The sequence below is a fragment of the Caenimonas soli genome (assembly GCF_013155545.1).
GTDB lineage: Bacteria > Pseudomonadota > Gammaproteobacteria > Burkholderiales > Burkholderiaceae_C > Ramlibacter > Ramlibacter soli.
Genome location: NZ_JABJVV010000021.1, coordinates 62438 through 80729, shown reverse-complemented (window position 1 = coordinate 80729; position 18292 = coordinate 62438). Strand labels below are relative to the sequence as shown.

17 protein-coding genes and 1 tRNA gene are annotated in these 18292 nt (G+C 65.5%); 8 read left to right on the top strand and 10 right to left on the bottom strand.

The window, feature by feature from the left end:
• Positions 1-112: 112 nt before the first annotated feature.
• Positions 113-892, top strand: coding sequence for an enoyl-CoA hydratase/isomerase family protein (locus tag HNE04_RS24780; RefSeq protein ID WP_172225565.1), 780 nt, complete (start codon positions 113-115; stop codon positions 890-892).
• The gene (locus HNE04_RS24775; protein ID WP_407926622.1) at positions 892-2670 is read left to right on the top strand and encodes an acyclic terpene utilization AtuA family protein; all 1779 of its coding nucleotides are present in this window, start codon (positions 892-894) and stop codon (positions 2668-2670) included. The genes HNE04_RS24780 and HNE04_RS24775 overlap by 1 nt, the downstream gene beginning before the upstream one ends.
• Here the strand turns inward: HNE04_RS24775 and HNE04_RS24770 are convergent.
• The gene (locus tag HNE04_RS24770; RefSeq protein ID WP_172225562.1) at positions 2667-3602 is read right to left on the bottom strand and encodes a LysR family transcriptional regulator; all 936 of its coding nucleotides are present in this window, start codon (positions 3600-3602) and stop codon (positions 2667-2669) included. The genes HNE04_RS24775 and HNE04_RS24770 overlap by 4 nt on opposite strands.
• Positions 3603-3711: 109 nt before the next feature.
• Here HNE04_RS24770 and HNE04_RS24765 point away from each other — a divergent pair, with 109 nt between their 5' ends.
• Both HNE04_RS24765 and HNE04_RS24760 read left to right on the top strand, forming a co-directional pair.
• Positions 3712-5253: a CoA-acylating methylmalonate-semialdehyde dehydrogenase gene (locus tag HNE04_RS24765; RefSeq protein WP_172225559.1), complete on the top strand. Its 1542-nt coding sequence runs from the start codon at positions 3712-3714 to the stop codon at positions 5251-5253.
• 34 nt (positions 5254-5287) lie between these two features.
• The gene (locus HNE04_RS24760; protein WP_172225556.1) at positions 5288-6925 is read left to right on the top strand and encodes a GMC family oxidoreductase; all 1638 of its coding nucleotides are present in this window, start codon (positions 5288-5290) and stop codon (positions 6923-6925) included.
• Here the strand turns inward: HNE04_RS24760 and HNE04_RS24755 are convergent.
• Both HNE04_RS24755 and HNE04_RS24750 read right to left on the bottom strand, forming a co-directional pair.
• Entirely contained in the window at positions 6909-7688 is a 780-nt protein-coding gene (locus HNE04_RS24755; protein WP_172225554.1) for a hypothetical protein, read from the bottom strand. The two genes, HNE04_RS24760 and HNE04_RS24755, sit on opposite strands and share 17 nt — an antisense overlap.
• A gap of 46 nt (positions 7689-7734) precedes the next feature.
• Positions 7735-8778, bottom strand: coding sequence for a hypothetical protein (locus HNE04_RS24750; protein WP_172225552.1), 1044 nt, complete (start codon positions 8776-8778; stop codon positions 7735-7737).
• A gap of 363 nt (positions 8779-9141) precedes the next feature.
• On the opposite strand from HNE04_RS24750, the gene HNE04_RS24745 reads away from it, so the two are divergent.
• Together HNE04_RS24745 and HNE04_RS24740 are read left to right on the top strand one after the other, a co-directional pair.
• Positions 9142-9900, top strand: coding sequence for a sulfite exporter TauE/SafE family protein (locus HNE04_RS24745; RefSeq protein ID WP_172225550.1), 759 nt, complete (start codon positions 9142-9144; stop codon positions 9898-9900).
• Between the two features lie 38 nt (positions 9901-9938).
• A complete protein-coding gene (locus HNE04_RS24740; RefSeq protein ID WP_172225548.1) occupies positions 9939-10475 on the top strand; it encodes a DUF2946 family protein in 537 nt (178 codons plus the stop codon).
• Here the strand turns inward: HNE04_RS24740 and HNE04_RS24735 are convergent.
• Positions 10468-11355, bottom strand: coding sequence for a c-type cytochrome (locus tag HNE04_RS24735; protein WP_172225546.1), 888 nt, complete (start codon positions 11353-11355; stop codon positions 10468-10470). The two genes, HNE04_RS24740 and HNE04_RS24735, sit on opposite strands and share 8 nt — an antisense overlap.
• Before the next feature lie 135 nt (positions 11356-11490).
• On the opposite strand from HNE04_RS24735, the gene HNE04_RS24730 reads away from it, so the two are divergent.
• Positions 11491-11566 (top strand) — tRNA-Arg (locus HNE04_RS24730).
• A gap of 332 nt (positions 11567-11898) precedes the next feature.
• Positions 11899-12060 (top strand): hypothetical protein, encoded by a 162-nt coding sequence (locus tag HNE04_RS24725; RefSeq protein ID WP_172225544.1) that lies wholly within the window; start codon positions 11899-11901, stop codon positions 12058-12060.
• 82 nt (positions 12061-12142) lie between these two features.
• Here the strand turns inward: HNE04_RS24725 and HNE04_RS24720 are convergent, their stop codons facing one another.
• From HNE04_RS24720 to HNE04_RS24695, 6 genes are read right to left on the bottom strand one after another with little or no spacing between them, the layout of a single operon-like run.
• Positions 12143-12856 carry an ABC transporter ATP-binding protein gene (locus HNE04_RS24720; RefSeq protein ID WP_172225542.1) on the bottom strand — a complete coding sequence of 238 codons (714 nt, stop codon included), beginning with the start codon at positions 12854-12856 and terminating at the stop codon, positions 12143-12145.
• A gap of 2 nt (positions 12857-12858) precedes the next feature.
• The gene (locus HNE04_RS24715; protein ID WP_172225540.1) at positions 12859-13608 is read right to left on the bottom strand and encodes an ABC transporter ATP-binding protein; all 750 of its coding nucleotides are present in this window, start codon (positions 13606-13608) and stop codon (positions 12859-12861) included.
• A complete protein-coding gene (locus tag HNE04_RS24710) occupies positions 13605-14618 on the bottom strand; it encodes a branched-chain amino acid ABC transporter permease (protein ID WP_172225537.1) in 1014 nt (337 codons plus the stop codon). The genes HNE04_RS24715 and HNE04_RS24710 overlap by 4 nt, the downstream gene beginning before the upstream one ends.
• Positions 14619-14626: 8 nt before the next feature.
• On the bottom strand, positions 14627-15508 hold the full coding sequence (locus tag HNE04_RS24705) for a branched-chain amino acid ABC transporter permease (protein WP_172225534.1): 882 nt from the start codon (positions 15506-15508) through the stop codon (positions 14627-14629).
• Between the two features lie 13 nt (positions 15509-15521).
• Entirely contained in the window at positions 15522-16682 is a 1161-nt protein-coding gene (locus HNE04_RS24700; protein ID WP_172225531.1) for an ABC transporter substrate-binding protein, read from the bottom strand.
• A 16-nt stretch (positions 16683-16698) separates the two neighbouring features.
• Positions 16699-18288, bottom strand: a complete 1590-nt coding sequence (locus HNE04_RS24695; protein ID WP_172225528.1) for a benzoate-CoA ligase family protein — start codon at positions 18286-18288, stop codon at positions 16699-16701.
• Positions 18289-18292: the final 4 nt, after the last annotated feature.

The window sequence follows — 18292 nt, the reverse complement described above, 5'->3', positions numbered from 1 at the left end:
TGCATCCTAACTGCACAGGCTGGCCGGCGCTGTAGGAGAGGACCCGCGGCTGCAGAGGTGACATGGAGCGACCGATGCGCCGGTTATAAAGCGATTTCACCCAGGAGAGCGCATGAGCGAAACCACGACCCCTGAGCTGCTGGTCGAACGGCGCGACGCCGTTCTGTGGCTGATCATCCAGCGCGAAGAGCGCCGCAACGCCATGAGCCCAGGCGTGCTGACGGGGATGGTGCAGGCCATCGACGCGGCCCAGGCCGACCGGGCGCTACGGGCCATCGTGGTCACGGGAGCGGGCGACAAGGCCTTCTGCGCCGGCGCCGACCTCCAGTCCGCCCAGCCATTCACGACCGACTATTCCGAACCCTATGCCCCGCTCGCCTTGCTGCTGCGCCGGGCCAAGGCCAGCAACCTGCCGCTGGTGGCCCGTGTCAATGGTGCCTGCATGGCGGGCGGCATGGGCCTGCTGGCGATGTGCGACATGGCCGTATCGGCCGGCCATGCCGTCTTCGGCCTGCCCGAAGTCAAGGTGGGCGTGTTCCCGGCCCAGGTCCTGTCGGTGCTGCAGCACCTGATACCCCGGCGCAAGCTGGCGGAGATGTGCCTCACAGGCGAGCCGCTGACCTCGGCGCAAGCGCTGGAGTATGGCTTGGTCAACTACGTCGCGGACGACGTCGATGCCAAGCTGGACTGGCTGCTGCAGCGCTTGCTGGACAAATCACCGGCCGCCATCCGGCGCGGCCTCTACACCATGAAAAAGATCGAATCCATGGGCTTCGAGGAATCGATGTCCTTCACCGAGAGCCAGATCGCGCTGTTCACGCTGACCGAGGACGCGAAGGAAGGCCAGCAGGCGTTCCAGCAAAAGCGCAAGCCGCTTTGGAAAGGCCGCTGATGTCCAGGACTGTGAGGATAGGCGGGGCTTCGGGCTTCTGGGGCGATAGCAGCGTCGGTGCGCCGCAGCTGGTCGCCCATGGCGAGATCGATTACCTGGTGTTCGACTACCTGGCCGAACTCACCATGTCGATCCTGGCGGCGGCACGCAGCAAGGACCCGGAGCTGGGCTACGCCACCGATTTCGTCACTGTGACGATGAAGGCCGTATTGCGCGACGTCGTCGCCAAGCGCATCCGCGTCATCAGCAACGCCGGGGGCGTGAACCCGCAGGCCTGCGCCCGGGCCATCGCCGCGCTGGCCGCAGAGCAGGGACTCGCGGTCAAGATTGCGGTGGTCGAGGGCGACGACGTGATGCCCCTGGTCCCGCAGCTGCGTGGGCAGGGCGTGAGCGAATTGCAAAGTGGCGCGCCGTTGCCCGATCGGCTGCTGACGGCGAATGCCTACCTCGGCGCGCTGCCGGTGAAGCAGGCGCTGGATCAGGGGGCGCAAATCGTGATCACCGGCCGCTGCGTCGACAGCGCCGTGACGCTGGGCGCGCTGATGCACGAGTTCGGCTGGAGCGCCGATGACCACGACCGGCTGGCCCAGGGCAGCCTGGCGGGCCACATCATCGAATGCGGCTGCCAGGCGACCGGCGGCCTGCACACCGACTGGGAGGCGGTGCCCGACTGGGCGCACATCGGCTACCCGGTGATCGAATGCAGCGCCGACGGCAGCTTCGTCGCCACCAAGCCGCCGGGCACGGGCGGTCTGGTGAACACGGCCGTCATCAGCGAACAGATGCTCTACGAGATCGGCGATCCCAGGCGCTACCTGCTGCCCGACGTGACCTGCGACTTCAGCCAGGTGACGCTCGAGCAACTCGGCGAACACCGGGTGGGCGTGCGGGGCGCGCGCGGCCTGCCGCCGGGACCGGCCTACAAGGTGTCCGCGACCTATGTCGACGGTTTTCGCTGCAGCGCGCAGCTGACCATCGTGGGCATGGATGCGGCGCGCAAGGCCCAGCGCACCGGCGAGGCCATCCTGGAGCGCACCCGCGAGCTGTTCGCAACACATGGCTTGGCCGACTACAGTCGGACACTGGTCGAGGTGCTGGGTTCGGAGCAGGGAAATTTCGGGCCACATGCGCGGACCAGCGATACGCGGGAGGCCGTGTTGCGGGTCGCCGTGATGCACCCGCAGAAGGCCGCGCTGGAACTGTTCGCGCGCGAAGTGGCGCCGGCCGGCACTTCATGGTCGCCGGGCACGACAGGCGCCGACGGCCGGCCACGACCGGCGCCGGCGATCAAGCAATACGCCTTCCTGCTGGACAAGGGTGCGGTGGCGCCGCGGGTCGTCGCGGGAGATCAGGTCAGTCCTGTGGCAGTGCCAACCGGACAGGCCGCCGTCCCGGCACCACCACCGCCAGAGCAAACACCCGCGACAACCTCGTCGGCCGGTCCGCTGATCGAGGTTCCTCTGATCCGGGTGGCCTGGGGCCGCAGCGGCGACAAGGGAGACAGCTCCAACATCGGCATCATTGCGCGCCGTGCGGAATGGCTGCCGCTGCTGCGCGAGCAACTGACAGAGGCGCGGGTAGCCACCTGGCTGGCCCACCTGGTGCAGGGCTCGGTTACTCGCTTCGATGTGCCGGGAATCCACGCCATGAACTTCCTGTGCACCCGCGCGCTCGATGGCGGCGGCATGGCGTCGCTGCGCAACGACCCGCTGGGCAAGGGCATGGCGCAGATACTGCTCTCCCTACCGGTGCGGGTGCCTCAAGACTGGCTGGCCTAGAGATCGAACCCCTGCGCCATCGCCTGGCGCAGGTGATCGACGAAACACTGCACGGCCCGCGGCACCTGCGGCGCCCAGGGCCGGATGGCATAGAGCCGCTCGCCGAAGAAGCCGCGCGGCTGCCACTGCGGCAGCACCCGAACCAGCTGGCGCGGACCCATGTATGGCGCGGCGCTGAAATCGGGCAGCAGGCCGATGCCCAGCCCGCCCAGCACCGCCTCGCGCAGCACTTCGCTGTTGTTGGCGCGCAGCGGCCCGTTGACGTTGACGATCACGCTCTCCGCTGCCTTGCGTCCGGCCTCGCGCTCGAATGACCAGCTCTGGCTTGCCGCATCGCGCAGGTACAGCAGGCAACGGTGCGATGCCAGGTCCGCCGGCTCCGACGGCGCGCCGTGCCGGCGCAGGTAATCGCTGCTTGCCACCAGCACCGAGCGGCTCGCGCACAGCACCCAGGCCACATGCGTATCGGGCGGCGCCTGGGTGTGGCGGATGGCCAGGTCGAAGCCTTCCTGGGTGAGGTTGACGAAACGGTCCGTGAGCTCGAGCTCCAGGCGGATCTCGGGGTACTGCCGGAGGAATCCGGCCAGGGTCGGCGCGATGTGCTGGCGGCCCAAGGCCACCGGCGCCGTGACTCGCACCAGGCCACGCGGCGTGCCCGCCAGGTCCTTGACGCTGGCAAAACTCTGCTCGATGCGGGTGAACGCGCCCTGCGTATCGTCCACCAATTGCTGGCCGGCTTCGGTCAGACCGACTGAACGCGTGGTGCGGCGCACCAGCGGAACGCCGGCGGCTCGCTCGAGCTCGGCAATGCGCATGCTGACCGACGCCTTGGAAATGCCCAGGCGGCGCGCCGCCTGCGTGTAACTGCGGGTCTGGGCCAGCACCGTCAGCAGGTGAAGGTCGGAAAATACGGTGGTGGGCGGCGCGGTCATTCAGGTCTGTTGTTCAGCAATTTGAACAATGTAGTCAAGAAACGGCTATTCTCAAAGCCCGGTGTGAGGCATAGACTGGTGCGCTGTTATTGCCCAGGAAAGCCTTGCCATGAACGCACCCGAAAAATCCCTCTCGAACGCCACCGTCGCCTCCATCGAACACTGGATAGGCGGGCGAGTCGTCCCCGGCCAGAGCGGCCGCCGTGCCGAAGTCTTCAATCCCGCCACAGGCGCCGTGACCGGCCAGGTTGCGCTGGCCAACAATGCCGAGGTCGCCAACGCGGTGGCCGCCGCGCAAGCGGCCTTCCCCGCCTGGGCCGACACGCCGCCGATCCGCCGGGCCCGGGTGATGTTCAAGTTCCTGGAGCTGTTGAACCAGGAAAAAGACAAGCTGGCCCATGCCATCACGGCCGAGCATGGCAAGGTCTTCACCGACGCCCAGGGCGAGGTCAGCCGCGGCATCGACATCGTGGAGTTCTCCTGCGGTATCCCGCAGCTGCTCAAGGGCGACTACACCGACCAGGTGTCCACCGGCATCGACAACTGGACGATGCGCCAGCCACTGGGCGTGGTGGCCGGCATCACCCCGTTCAATTTCCCGGTGATGGTGCCGATGTGGATGTACCCCGTGGCCATCGCCGCGGGCAATTGCTTCGTGCTCAAGCCCAGCCCGCTGGACCCGTCCGCGTCGCTGATGATGGCCGACCTGCTCAAGCGCGCCGGCCTGCCCGATGGCGTATTCAACGTGGTGCAGGGCGACAAGGACGCCGTGGACGCCCTGCTGGAGCATCCGGATGTGAAGGCGATCTCCTTCGTCGGCTCGACCACCATCGCCCAGAAGATCTACGAAACCGGCGCGCGCCACGGCAAGCGGGTGCAGGCCCTGGGCGGCGCCAAGAACCACATGGTCGTCATGCCCGACGCCGACATGGACCAGGCCGTCGACGCGCTGATCGGCGCGGCCTTCGGCTCGGCCGGCGAGCGCTGCATGGCGATATCGCTGGGCGTGCTGGTGGGCGATGCCGCCGACAAGATCATGCCGAAACTGACCGAGCGCACCCGCCAGCTCAAGATCAAGAATGGCGTCGAGCTGGACGCCGAGATGGGGCCCATCGTTTCCAGCGCCGCCGCCAGCCGCATCACCGGCTATATCGGCCAGGGTGAGACCGAGGGCGCGAAACTGGTCGTCGATGGCCGCAAGTTCGAGGCCGCCAAGGCCGGCGCGGGCTGCGACAACGGCTTCTGGGTGGGCGGCACGCTGTTCGACAACGTCACGCCGGACATGAAGATCTACAAGGAAGAGATCTTCGGCCCGGTGCTGGGCTGCGTCCGGGTGAAGGACCTGGCAGCCGCGGTGGAGCTGATCAACTCGCATGAGTACGGCAACGGCGTCTGCTGCTTCACCCGCGACGGCAACGTGGCGCGCGAATTCAGCCGCCGCGTGCAGGTCGGCATGGTGGGCATCAACGTGCCGATCCCGGTGCCCATGGCCTGGCATGGCTTTGGCGGCTGGAAGAAGAGCCTGTTCGGCGACATGCACGCATACGGCGAAGAGGGCGTGCGCTTCTATACCAAGCAGAAATCCATCATGCAGCGCTGGCCGGAAAGCATCGGGAAAGGTGCGGAGTTCGTCATGCCCACAGCCAAGTAAGGTCCGTGGACGTCCGGCGCAGTAAGCTCTGCAGATGAGCGACACCCACTTCGACTACATCATCATCGGGGCCGGCACGGCCGGCTGCCTGCTGGCCAACCGGCTGTCCGCCGATCCCACGAAGCGGGTGCTGCTGCTGGAGGCGGGCCGGCGCGACGACTACCACTGGATCCACATCCCGGTGGGCTACCTCTATTGCATCGGCAATCCGCGCACCGACTGGCTCTACAGCACCGAGGCCGATGCCGGACTGAACGGGCGCAGCCTGCGCTATCCGCGCGGCAAGGCGCTGGGCGGTTCCTCCAGCATCAACGGCATGATCTACATGCGCGGCCAGGCGCACGACTACGACAACTGGGCGCAGGTCACCGGCGACGCTTCATGGACGTGGGACAACTGCCTGCCGTACTTCAAGAAGCACGAGGACTACTACAAGGGCGCCGACGCCATGCACGGCGAAGGCGGCGAGTGGCGGGTGGAGCGCCAGCGCGTGCGCTGGGACATCCTCGATGCCTTTGCCCAGGCGGCGCAGGAGGCGGGCATCCCGCACAGCGAGGACTTCAACCGCGGCGACAACGAGGGCGTGGGCTACTTCCAGGTCAACCAGAAGAAGGGCTGGCGCTGGAACACGGCCAAGGCCTTCCTGCGCCCGATCTGTTACGGCCGCACCAATTTCGAGATGTGGACCATGGCCCATGTGGCGCGGCTCGTGGTCGAAGAACTGCCCGATGGCAGCAAGCGTTGCAACGGCGCACAGGTCTGGGCCGAGAACGAGCTCGTCACGGTCACCGCCGCGCGCGAAGTCATTCTGAGCGCGGGCAGCATCGGCTCCCCGCAGGTCCTGCAGCTGTCCGGCATCGGCCCGGCGCCGCTGCTGCAGAAAAACGGCATTCCGGTGGTGCAAGACCTGCCGGGCGTGGGAGCCAACCTGCAGGACCATCTGCAGGTCCGCGCCGTGTTCAAGGTCAGCGGGGTGACCACGCTCAACACCATGGCGAACAGCTGGCTGGGCAAGGCCAAGATCGGGCTCGAGTACGCGCTCAAACGCAGCGGCCCCATGAGCATGGCGCCGTCGCAGCTGGGTGCCTTCACCCGCAGCGCACCCGACCAGCCCTATCCCAACATCGAGTACCACGTCCAACCGCTCAGCCTGGATGCCTTCGGCGAGCCACTGCACGACTTCAATGCCTTCACGGCCAGCGTGTGCAACCTCCAGCCCACCAGCCGGGGCACGGTGCGCATCTGCAGCAACAAGTTCGAGGATGCGCCGCTGATCGCTCCCAACTACCTGAGCACGACCGAGGACCGCAAGGTGGCGGCCGACTCGTTGCGGGTGACCCGGCGCATCGCGGCGCAGCCGGCGCTGGCGAAGTACCAGCCCACCGAGTGGCGGCCAGGCCCGCAATACCAGAGCGACGAGGAGCTGGCCCGGCTCGCGGGCGACATTGCCACCACCATCTTCCACCCGGTAGGAACCACCAAGATGGGCCGTGATGAGGACCCGATGGCCGTGCTCGATTCGCAGATGCGGGTGCGCGGTATCGAAGGGCTGCGGGTGGTGGATGCCGGCGCCATGCCCATCATCACCAGCGGCAACACCAACTCGCCGACGCTGATGATGGCGGAAAAAGCCGCCGAGTGGATCTTGAAAGCGGCTAGAAGCGGCGTGTGAGGGACAAGCTCACATCGTCGATCTTCACCCTGGGCTGGCGAACGCTGCCCACGAGCGCCCCGGCGCGATAAAGCGGCACCGGGTTGCTGGCCGACTGGCGCGAGCGGCTCCATTCCAGGCTCCACCGCCAGGTTTCTGAGCTGCTCACGCTCAGGCCCAGCACGGTTTCGCTGCGACGCCCGCCGCGCAGCGACGAGTTGTCGAACACGCCCAGGTAGTCCACCTCGAGGCGATGCCGGACGCTGGTGCGCCACTGCGCCTCGAGCTGGAACTTGGCGTTGTCGGTGTGGGGCACGGCGAACGCGGGGCTGCGCCAGCGGACGCCGGGCAGAACCAGGGACGAGGTCTCGTCGAGGCCGCCCGCCCGTGCGGAGGACGCGATGTCCCTGCGCGCCTGCAGCCATCCGAGGCCCAACCAGGCCTCGCCCCAGGCTGCCGCGGGGAATGGCCGCCAATGCACGCCGAGGTCCACATCGGTGTGGCGTGACGTCGTCGTCAACGGCACGCCCGATTGGGTCTGGCCCCGGTAGTCCAGGTCGGCCCCCGCGATACCCGCCTCGAACGCCAGCGTGGGCCAGGTCGGGGAGGTGAGCTGGGCGCTCAGTTGCACATGCGGCAGATAGCCCTTCTCGGTCAGGAGTCTTGTCCCCGTGTCCGACCATTCGCTGAGCGTGCGGTGTCGCACGCCCGCGCTGGCCGCCCACTCAATGGGAGCTGGCTCGGCCGCTGCCGCCAGCGAGCTGGCCAGGCAGAGTGCGAACACCGCTGGGCGCGGGCTTAACCGCGCCGGTGTCTGGCCAAGCATTCGCTTAGAGGGATCGCAGTTCGGTGGCGGTGCTGAAAACCGTCTTCTCGAAGGTACCGTCGCCGTTGGCGTCGACCTGGATGGTGACGGCATTGCTGCCGGTCACGGTCATCACCAGTTGTGAACTGTTGGCACCCACCACCTTGACCACACCGGCGCTCAGCACATTGGTACTCGAGTTCCACACCAGGGGCGTGGGCGTGGTGATGGTGTAGCTGCCACCGCTGGCACCAAGTCGGGTGCTGCTGGTTTCAATCGTGGCGGACAAGCTGCTGGTGACCGTGGAACCGTTGACGGCAACGCTCTGGCTGTAGTTCTTCATGGCGCTGGTGTGCGTCGTCGTGCCGGTGGTTTCGCGCACGGTCATGGAAGTGCCCGAGGCAATCATGGTTTCCGAGGTGATCGACGAAGACGTCCAGTCCAGCTGCGCCGTGCCGGCTACCACCACGGTCGTGCCGGCGGCCTGCACCGACAGATCGGCGAGAACGTATTGGACGACGACATGGAAGGGACCCGAAGCGGGCATGCTGCCACTGACAACGGTCATGGACAGGCTGCCGTTCATGGTCGTCAGGACGCCATCGACTGCCAGCTTGCAATTGTTCGCGGCAATGGTGATGGTGTCGCCGGGGACGAGGCTCGCGCCGCCCGAAACATTGCCGGTGATGCTGATGCCCCCGCCGGACGGGCAGGCCGCGCTTTCGCTGATGGCGACACCGCTTGCCAGCGCGGTGCGGCCGGCGAGGGATGCCGAAGCTACGCGCGCGATCCCGGCCACGGCCCGGATGCCGGCCGGTGCGGCGCTTTCCGATTGGACTTCAACGCCGGTGAGCAGATTCGTGCCCTGCATCGCAGAGGCGCCCTGGACCGCTTCCAGCGCATCCGCCGCCACCGGCTTGGCATTGGTCTCGGTAATCAGCACCGCCTGCGGCGCAGCGGTCGTCGATCCACCCGTGCCTGAGCTGCCGCCACCGCCGCCCCCACCACAAGCCGCCAAAAGCAGGCTGGAAACCAGTGCAAATGCGCGAACGCTAACGCTGAAACCCATGGTTGATCCCCTCTGATTTGTACGGCTGCCGAACGGCGAGGATGAATATATCAGTCTGTAACTAGAAAACGCTGTGAGGTCTGACCATTGCGGTCGGCCTTTGTTGGGCCCATACAACTTTGCGAGCCGGCGCGCGATGTGCCCAACCGCAGGGCGGGAAAGTCCTGATGCACTGAGGCGGTGCGCTCGTTACAGTGCGTCCACTCGCAAGCGAGCCCAAGGGCTCGCGACGACGAGGGACCGAGGAGACAATTCCAGAACACTAAAAGATTTCTATCAGGCGTCCAACGAGATGCCTTCACAAGGCGCCGGCACTCCCGGCGCCTTTTTATTTGCCGATGAGGCAATGGGACAATCGGCCGCATGGAATTGCTGCTGGTATCGATGGCCTCGCTGCTGGCCGGTTTCGTGGACGCGATCGTGGGCGGGGGCGGCCTGATCCTGGTGCCGGCGCTGTTCGCCATGTTTCCCGGCACCCATCCCGCGACGCTGTTCGGCGTCAACAAGAGTGCGTCGATCTGGGGCACCGCGATGGCGGCGCTGCAGTACAGCCGCCGGGTGCAACTGAGCTGGTCGGCCCTGTTGCCGGCGGCGGCGGCCGGATTCGCCGGCTCCCTGGCGGGCGCCTGGGCCGTGACCGTGGCCTCGCCCGAATTCCTGCGCAAGCTGCTTCCCTTGATCCTGCTCGGGGTGCTCGCTTACACCCTGACCCGGAAAGACATGGGCCGGCATCACGAGCCGAAACTGTCGGGCCGGAGCGAAACCGTCGCTGCGGCCGCCATCGGGCTGGCGCTGGGCTTCTACGATGGATTCTTCGGCCCCGGCACGGGAAGCTTCTTTGTCTTCCTGTTCGTTCGCCTGCTCGGCTATGACTTCCTGAATGCCTCTGCCTGCGCCAAGCTGCTCAACAGCGCAACCAACCTGGCGGCGCTGATCCTGTTCGCTATCAAAGGCCATGTATGGTGGCATTTCGCGCTGGCCCTGGCCGTGGCCAACGTGGTGGGCAGCCTGCTGGGAACCCACTTCGCGCTCAAGCATGGGGCCGGCTTCGTGCGGGGGGCGTTCATCGTCGTCGTGTTCGCGCTCATCCTCAAGACCGGCTACGACGCTTTCCTGCGCTAACTTGCGTCCGCCGGGCCGCGGCCGATAATCGCAAGATCATGGACGACATCGTGCGCCAGGCCATCGCGAAATGGCCCAACGTTCCTCATTGCTTTGGCTGGCTGGGACTGGATGCGCGCGGCAACTGGTACATGCGCGACGACCGGGTGCAGGCCGCCGGGCCGTTCCCGCAGAGCAAGGGTTCGCTGCTCAAGCACGACAAGCTCATCGACTTCATCCAGCGCAACTACGAGAGCGACGACCAGGGCCAATGGTTCTTCCAGAACGGCCCGCAGCGGGTCTACGTGGAACTGGAAGCCACACCCTGGGTCTGGCGAATCGGCGCGGGACACAGCGTGGCGGCGCACACGGGGCAGACAGCCCGGCCCCAACGCGCCGTGCTGGACGACCAAGGACGGCTGTACCTGGAAACGGACTTGGGGTTCGGGCTGATCCACACGCTGGATGTGGAGCAGGCCGCCGACGCCATCGAGCAGGGGCTGTGGGTGCCCGAAGAGATGGCGTCCGGCGAATTGCCGCAGCGCTTCGGCTACGTGTGCAGCCCCGCCGCGCGGCGGCAAACGATCACTACTTGACGGTGCTGACCATGTATTCCACGGCGGCGCGAATCTCGGATTCGGACGCGGTGGACCCGCCCTTGGGCGGCATCGCGCCCTTGCCCTTGACAGCGCTTTGCACCAATGCCGGCACACCCTGCTGCAGGCGCGGCGCCCAGGCCGCCTTGTCGCCCAGCTTGGGGGCGTTGGCTACGCCGGCGGCGTGGCAGACCACGCAAGCCTGCTTGTAGAGCGCTTCGCCCGAGGCGGCAGCACCGGCCACAGCGGTCTGGGGCGCGGCCGGCGCCGATGCCGGGGCCGCAGCAGCCGCAGGCGTAGCCGCCGTCTGGACCGTCGCCGCAGCGGGGGCAGTGGCCGTTGCGGGTGCAGCGGCGGGCCGCTGGGGCTCGGCAAACTTGGCTCCGGCGCTGTTGGCCATATAGGCCACGGCGCGTGCAATCTCGGTGTCGTCGAAATCGCCACCGCTCTGGGCGGGCATGGCGCCCTTGCCCTTCAACGCAGACTGCACCAGCGCATCGAATCCGCTGCGGATGCGGGCGCCCCAGGCAGCAGCATCAGCGATCTTGGGGGCACCGGCAGCGCCCGGTGTGTGGCAGGCGGTGCACTGGGCCTTGAACACTTCCTCGCCGCTCTTCAGGGGGCGGTTGGCATCGCGGATTTCAACGGCGCCCACCTTGCGGATACGTCCCGCGACGCCGCGATCCAGGTCCTGCGCGGTCACGCCGCCGAGTGCGTGGCTTTCAGCCTCCACGCTACCGGCGGGCTTGTTGTCGGCGACGACATAGGCGACCAACCCAATGATGGCGAACACCGGAATGACAAACGAGAAAAATACCGCGAGCAGCAGCTGTTTAGGCGTCTTGATCGGGCCGGTGTGGGCTTCTTCTTGCATGCTCATGGCGTCCTCGGGTGTGTCAGGGCTTTGAAAATCAACCTTCAATTATAGCGGGAGGCCCCGGTCAAACCCTTAGTTTGCAGGGTGCGTCACCCCTGCCCCCGTCATCGGGGATAATGCGCACTCGCCTCTTTTGATGCGGCTGTAGCTCAGTGGATAGAGTATTGGCCTCCGAAGCCAAGGGTCGTGGGTTCGATCCCCGCCAGCCGCACCAATGAAAACAGTCCCCTTTCTCATATTTGCTGCGACCAAGCAGCCCCCAATGTAGGCGCCGGTGTAAGCCTCTGCGGTCAACGCAGATCAATTGCACACTCCTGGGCTTAGGTCAGCGATAGACCACGCGAAGGCAACTTCTTAGTAAATGAGAAGGTGGTGGGCGCCAATTCACGGCTGCTTAACCATACCCACTAAGAACCCGACAGCGGCTTTGGGCAGCAGGCCCTACCGCTTTAGTCCCGGGAGCACTTGGGTGCGTTGTCTCCGCAACTCTCGTCAACCCCTCCTTCCCGCGGCCCGAAAGGCCAGCGCCCCTGGCTGGACGGCGGCATGGCCGCTCTCGTGCCGATAAAAATACCAGCGACGCATTGGCGCGATTCGCTGAATAACCTTGTCGAGTTGCTCGTGCATGCGTGGGTTGCCCACCGCCTGCACGAGATCACCGTAAGCGCGCAAAACGTCCTGCGCGAAGGGCTCACTCAAGGAGTTTGAAATCAGACGCACGTGCAGTCCTGTCCGCTGGTGCGGTCTCCTTGCGGATGTTCAATCCATCCCTCGTCGCCGCGCAACACGTTCAAAGCCCCAGAAAGCCCGGGAGGTCGGGATGTGCCGCCAAGGTTCCGGCATCGCCTTCGAGCACAACCTGCCCCTTTTGCAAGACGATTGCGCGATCGCAATTGGCGAGAACTTTGCGGTAGTCGCGGTCGACGATCAGCGTGGCGATGCCGTCGCGCCGGATCTCCTCGATCACCCGCCAGATTTCCGCGACGATCAAGGGCGCGAGGCCTTCGGTCGCTTCGTCCAGGATGATGAGATCAGGCTGGGTCATCAACGCGCGGCCGATGGACAGCATCTGCTGTTCACCGCCGGAGAGTTGGTTGCCTAGGTTGCCCAATCGCTCGCTCAATCGCGGAAACGTCTCCATGACGCGGCCGAAGCTCCAGGTCCGCTCCGTGGTCGACCCAGAGCGTGCGGCCATGACGAGGTTCTCCTTCACGCTCAGATTGGGGAACACGCCGCGCCCCTCCGGAACATAGGCAATGCCCAGTCGCGCGACTTCATGCGGCCGCGCCTTGCTGGCATCGTGCCCCGCCAGGCGGATCTGACCCTCGCGCTCCTTCACATGCCCAAGCAAAGTGCGGATCAACGTGCTCTTGCCCATACCGTTGCGACCCAGCAGGCCCACGGTGCCGCCGCGCGCGATCTGCAGGTTCACGCCTTGCAGCACATGGCTGCTGCCGTACCAGGCGTGGATGTCGCGCGCTTCAAGGATGAACTCTTGCTGCATGCTCAATGACCTCCCAGGTACGCAGCCTGCACGTGCGCGTTGGCACGCACCGCATCGGGCGTGTCAGATGCGATCACGGATCCGTTGACCATCACGGTGATCGTGTCGGCGATTCGGAACACCGCGTCCATGTCGTGTTCGACAAGCAGGATGGCGTGGTCACGCTTGAGCGTAGCCAGCAATCTCAGCATGCGCTCGGTTTCTTCAGGGCCCATGCCTGCCAGCGGTTCATCCAGCAGCAGCACCTGAGGCGACGTAGCCAGGCACATCGCGATTTCCAGCTGGCGCTTTTGGCCGTGACTGAGCAGGCCGGCGGGTCGCTCCAGCAAGTCCTCCAGACCCGCACGCAGGGCCGCATCTCGGGCCGCCGGCACACTCACGTCGCATTTGACGGCCGGCTCCCATAATCGCCACGGACGCGGCGCGCGCGCCTGCGCCGCGAGCCGGCAGTTCTCCATCACCGTGAAGCTTGGGTAGATGGTGTTGCGCTGATAGCTGCGTCCAAGCCCCGCGCGCGCACGCCTCGGTTGCGTCCAGCGCGAGATGTCCTGACCGAGCAATTCCACCTCACCTTCCGACGGCGGGATCTCTCCCGACAGGATGTTGATCAGCGTGGACTTGCCCGCGCCATTGGTGCCGATCACCGCATGCACCTTGCCGCGCTCGAGTTCGATCGAGACCTGGTTCACAGCGACCAATCCGCCCCAGCGGCGGGTGATGCCCCGCCCACGCAGAAGAATGTCGGGGTTCATGCGTTGGCCTCCCTGGCCACGGCGGCCTTGTCATTCACACGCTCCGCGCGATTCGAGAGGCGCAAGCGTGCGAGCGCAGGCACGCCCACCAACCCGCGCGGCAGCAAAGCCACGCTCAGGATGATGGCTACCCCCAGCCCCAGCAACCAGTGCTTGGCGAAGGCGCCGAAGATCGCCTCGCTGCGGAACAACTCCTGCAGCAGCGCGTAGCCGAACGCGCCGAGCAGCGCACCACGCAGGTGGCCAATGCCGCCCAGGATGATCATCACCAGCACTGCGCCCGACATGTGCCAGCTCATGAGCTCGGGGTTGACCAGTCCATCCTTCACCGCGAACAACGATCCCGCGATACCCGCGATGGCGCCGGAGAGCGTGAAGGCAGCAAGCTTGTACGGATACGTCGAAAAGCCCGTCGCCCGCATGCGTTGTTCGTTGACGCGAATGCCTGCCAGCGCACGCCCGAAGCGTGAGCGCGACAGCATCGCAAGAAACGCGAACACGACGATGAGCGCCGCGAGCGTGACGAAGTACAGCACGATGGGCTTGTCGAGATCGAGCGGTCCGAACATCGGCTTCACGTTCAGGTAGATACCGTCGGTGCCGCCACCCAGGGGCGTGTCATGCACCACGTAATAGGCCATCTGCGCGAAGGCCAGCGTGACCATGATGAAGTACACGCCCTGCGTGCGCAGGCTGAGCGCGCCCACGACCAGTGCGTAAACGCTGGCGGCAGCGGCGGCAGCGAACATCAGCCAGAGCATGTTGCCCGGCCCATCGGCTGGCGACAGCAACACCGCCGCATACGCGCCAATGCCGAAGAACGCGGCATGCCCGAAGCACACAAGCCCCACGCCGCCGACCAGTAGCTCCAGGCTGAAGGCGAACATCGCGTAGGTCATGATCTTGGTGATCAGGCCCATGCCGAAAGCACCGGCCAGAAGCGGATACGCCGCCAGCGCCGCGAAGGCCACCAGCACGAACACGAGCCGTGAGTTGATTTGGAAATTCATGGTGAAACCTAGCCGGCTTTGAAGAGCCCCTGGGGCTTCCAGATGAGGATCAACGCCATCAGCACGTAGACCAGCACGCCCGCCGCCGCGGGAAGCAGCACCTTGCCGAACGTATCGACCGTGCCGATCAGGAGCGCAGCGAACAGCGCGCCGCGGATAGAGCCGATTCCACCTATAACGACGATCACGAAGCAGATGATCAGCACTTGCCCGCCCATGCCCGGGTACACGCTGCTGACGGGAGCGGCCACCATCCCAGCAAGCGCCGCGATGGCAACGCCTGCGGCGAAGACGATGCGATACAGGAACTGGATGTCCACACCCAAGCTTTGCACCATCTCGCGATTGGTGCTGCCGGCGCGAATCATCATGCCCAGCCGCGTGCGCGTGAACACGAGGTACATGCCGAGCGCCAGCGCAATACAAACACCCGAGATGAACAGTCGGTACACCGGGTACGACATCACATCGCCCAGCGGCAGCAAGCCTGCGAGCATTGCGGGCGGACTCACACCGTGCACGTCATCGCCCACAAGCATGCTGCGGAGTTCTTCAAACACCAGGATGAGCCCGTACGTCATCAGCACCTGTTGCAGATGCTCGCGTTCGTAGAGGTAGCTGTAGAAAGCCCACTCCAACACGTAGCCAAGCAAGGTGGCGAGCACCACGCCCACCACCAGCGTTGCGAAGAAGCTGCCCCCGAAGGTGGACCCCACGATCGGCGCCAGCGCGAAAGCCATGTAGGCGCCCACCATGTAGAAGCTGCCGTGCGCCAGGTTGATGACGCCCATGATCCCGAAAATCAGCGTGAGGCCGCTCGCGACGAGGAACAGCAACAGCCCGTACTGCAGGGAGTTCAGGCACTGGATGAGGAAGGTGGGAAGGTCCAAGGCGCGCTCCGGATTACATGCGGCAGCCGCGGCCCGGGTCGGCCAGCGCCTTCGACGCGATACCGATCGACTTGTTCTCCTTACCGCCCACTTCGCGCAAATAGATGTCCTGCACCGGGTTGTGGCTGTTCGAGATGGTGAAGGGCCCGCGCGGACTGTCGATCTTCGCCTTGCGCAGGGCCGCCGCGAACTCGGCCTTCTTGCCGATGTCGCCCTTCACTGCCGCCAGGCCGACACTGAGCATCTGCGCAGCGTCGTAGCCTTGCACCGCGTACACGTCGGGCTGCAGCTTGTAGGCCTTGGCATAGGCCAATCGAAATGCGTTGTCGCGCGCGGTGTTCAGGCTGTCGGCGTAGTGCAGCGTGGTGAACATGCCTTGGGCATCGGCCCCCTGGGCTTCGAGCGTTCCATCCGTGAGGAATCCTGCGCCATACAGGGGAATCTTGCCCCTGAGGCCGGCCCCGGCGTAGTCCTTCACGAACTTCACCGCACCGCCGCCGGCGAAAAAGGTATAGACCGCATCCGGCCGCGCTGCCGCGATTTCAGTCAACAGTGCCTGAAACTCGACGTTCGGAAATGGCAGCGCAAGTTCCTTGACCACCTTGCCGCCACCCTTCTCGAAAGCTTCCCTGAAGCCGCGCACGGACTCGTCTCCCGCAGCGTACTTCCAGGTGATGGTGACCACGTTCTTGTGGCCGCGCTTGGCCATCACCTCGCCCATCGCGTAGCCGGGTTGCCAGTTGCTGAAGCTGGAGCGGAAGATGTGCGGCGCGCACATCGCACCGGTCACTGCATCCGCGCCGGCGTTGGGCACGATCAGCATCGTGCCGGTGTCCTTCGCGACCTTGGCCATCGCCATCGCCACACCGCTGTGCACGGTGCCAACCAGCACATCGACCTTGTCGCGGCTCACGAGCTTGGTGGCGTTGTCCACGGCCTTCGACGGATCGCTCTCGTCGTCGACCTTGAAAAACTCGATCTCGCGGCCAGCGAGCTTGCCGCCCTGCTCGGCGATGTGCAGGCGAAATCCGTTTTCGATCGCGGTGCCCAGCGACGCGAACGTACCGGTGGCGGGCAGCATGAGGCCGACCTTGAGCTTGGCCGTCGTCTGCGCGCCGGCGAACGTGGTGCCGAGCGCCAGGGCGCAGGCGAGCGTGGTGCGAGTGAAGTTCATGGATGTCTCCTGTGGGTTATGCGGTGGTGGTTGTAGCGGCGCGCTCGCGCTCGCGCAGGCGAAAGCGCTGAATCTTTCCAGTGGCGGTCTTGGGCAGCTCCGCCACGAATTCGATGAAGCGGGGGTACTTGTAGGGCGCGAGCTTCGCTTTCACAAAGGTCTTCAGGTCCTGCTCGCTGGCCTGCGCGCCGGGCTTGAGCACGACGAAGGCTTTGGTCTTCGTAAGGCCCTCTTCGTCTTCCTTAGCGATGACGGCGGCTTCAAGTACGGCGGGGTGCTGCACGAGCGTGGCTTCAACTTCGAAGGGGCTCACGTAGATGCCGCTGACTTTCAGCATGTCATCGCTGCGCCCCGCGTAGGTGCAGGTGCCGTCGGCATTGCGGATGTACTTGTCGCCGCTCTTGGTCCAGCCGCCCTGGAAGGTCTCGCGCGTCTTCTGGCGATTACCCCAGTACATCATCGCGGCGCTGGGGCCTTGTATGAACAGATCGCCGGGCTCGCCATCGGGCACCGGCTGGCCATCTTCGCTGCGCAACTCGATCTGGTAGCCGGGCACCGGCCAGCCTGTCGTGCCATATCGCACTTCGCCAGGGCGGTTCGACAGGTAGATGTGCAGCATCTCGGTCGAGCCGATGCCGTCGACGATGTCCACGCCGAAGTGGGACTTGAAACGTTCGCCGATGTCAGCGGGCAGTGCTTCGCCGGCCGACGATACGAGGCGAAGTGACACTGCATAGCGTGCAGGCAGTAAAGGCGAGGCCAGCATGCCCGCGAAACCGGTCGGTGCGCCAAAAAACACGGTGGGTCGGAGCGACCCCACACCACCGGTCAAACGGCAGAAAGTTGCGTCGGGCGTCGGTCGCTCCGCCATCAGGATGGACGTGGCCCCCACTGACAGCGGAAAGGTCAGCGCATTGCCGAGCCCGTACGCGAAGAACAACTTCGCAGCAGAGAAGCATACGTCGTCGCTGCGCAGGTTGAGGACGCCCTTGCCGTACAGCTCGCAAGTCCAGTAGGGATTGGCATGCGAATGCACTGTTCCCTTTGGGCGCCCGGTTGAGCCCGAGGAATAGAGCCAGAACGCGGGGTCATCGGCACTCGTATCGGCGGGTGCATCCATAGCAGCAACGCTGGCGATGAAAGTCTCGAGATCGATCTCTCCCGTCGTCAAAGGCGCATCGGGCCGCGACACGATGACACGCTGCACTTCGTGCGGTCCCTGGCGCAAGGCAGCGTTGAGGACAGGCAGCAATGCGCCCGACACCAGCACGGCCTGCGCGCGCGAGTTCGCGAGCATGTACGCATAGTCGTCCGCCGTGAGCAAGGTGTTCACCGCCACTGGCACAACGCCCGCGTACATCGCGCCCAGGAAGGCGATGGGCCAGTCGATGCAGTCCTGCATCAGCAGCAGCACGCGCTCTTCGCGGTGGATTTCCAGCTCGCGCAGGCCGCTTGCGAGCCGGCGCACCTTATCGTGGAGGTCGTCGTAGCTGAGTACGGACTGATCGTCGATGAACGCAGGCTTGTTACCGGAGCCGGACGTCCCCGCCAACAAGTGATGCGCGAAATTGAAGCGCTCAGGGGGCGCCTGGACAGGGAGGACCATTGCG

Bases quoted from the DNA above. Each gene is read 5' to 3' on its own strand.
- HNE04_RS24780 (WP_172225565.1), top strand. From the start codon at position 113: ATGAGCGAAACCACGACCCCTGAGCTGCTGGTCGAACGGCGCGACGCC.
- HNE04_RS24775 (WP_407926622.1), top strand. From the start codon at position 892: ATGTCCAGGACTGTGAGGATAGGCGGGGCTTCGGGCTTCTGGGGCGAT.
- HNE04_RS24770 (WP_172225562.1), bottom strand. From the start codon at position 3,602: ATGACCGCGCCGCCCACCACCGTATTTTCCGACCTTCACCTGCTGACG.
- HNE04_RS24765 (WP_172225559.1), top strand. From the start codon at position 3,712: ATGAACGCACCCGAAAAATCCCTCTCGAACGCCACCGTCGCCTCCATC.
- HNE04_RS24760 (WP_172225556.1), top strand. From the start codon at position 5,288: ATGAGCGACACCCACTTCGACTACATCATCATCGGGGCCGGCACGGCC.
- HNE04_RS24750 (WP_172225552.1), bottom strand. From the start codon at position 8,778: ATGGGTTTCAGCGTTAGCGTTCGCGCATTTGCACTGGTTTCCAGCCTG.
- HNE04_RS24745 (WP_172225550.1), top strand. From the start codon at position 9,142: ATGGAATTGCTGCTGGTATCGATGGCCTCGCTGCTGGCCGGTTTCGTG.
- HNE04_RS24740 (WP_172225548.1), top strand. From the start codon at position 9,939: ATGGACGACATCGTGCGCCAGGCCATCGCGAAATGGCCCAACGTTCCT.
- HNE04_RS24735 (WP_172225546.1), bottom strand. From the start codon at position 11,355: ATGAGCATGCAAGAAGAAGCCCACACCGGCCCGATCAAGACGCCTAAA.
- HNE04_RS24725 (WP_172225544.1), top strand. From the start codon at position 11,899: ATGGCCGCTCTCGTGCCGATAAAAATACCAGCGACGCATTGGCGCGAT.
- HNE04_RS24720 (WP_172225542.1), bottom strand. From the start codon at position 12,856: ATGCAGCAAGAGTTCATCCTTGAAGCGCGCGACATCCACGCCTGGTAC.
- HNE04_RS24715 (WP_172225540.1), bottom strand. From the start codon at position 13,608: ATGAACCCCGACATTCTTCTGCGTGGGCGGGGCATCACCCGCCGCTGG.
- HNE04_RS24710 (WP_172225537.1), bottom strand. From the start codon at position 14,618: ATGAATTTCCAAATCAACTCACGGCTCGTGTTCGTGCTGGTGGCCTTC.
- HNE04_RS24700 (WP_172225531.1), bottom strand. From the start codon at position 16,682: ATGAACTTCACTCGCACCACGCTCGCCTGCGCCCTGGCGCTCGGCACC.
- HNE04_RS24695 (WP_172225528.1), bottom strand. From the start codon at position 18,288: ATGGTCCTCCCTGTCCAGGCGCCCCCTGAGCGCTTCAATTTCGCGCAT.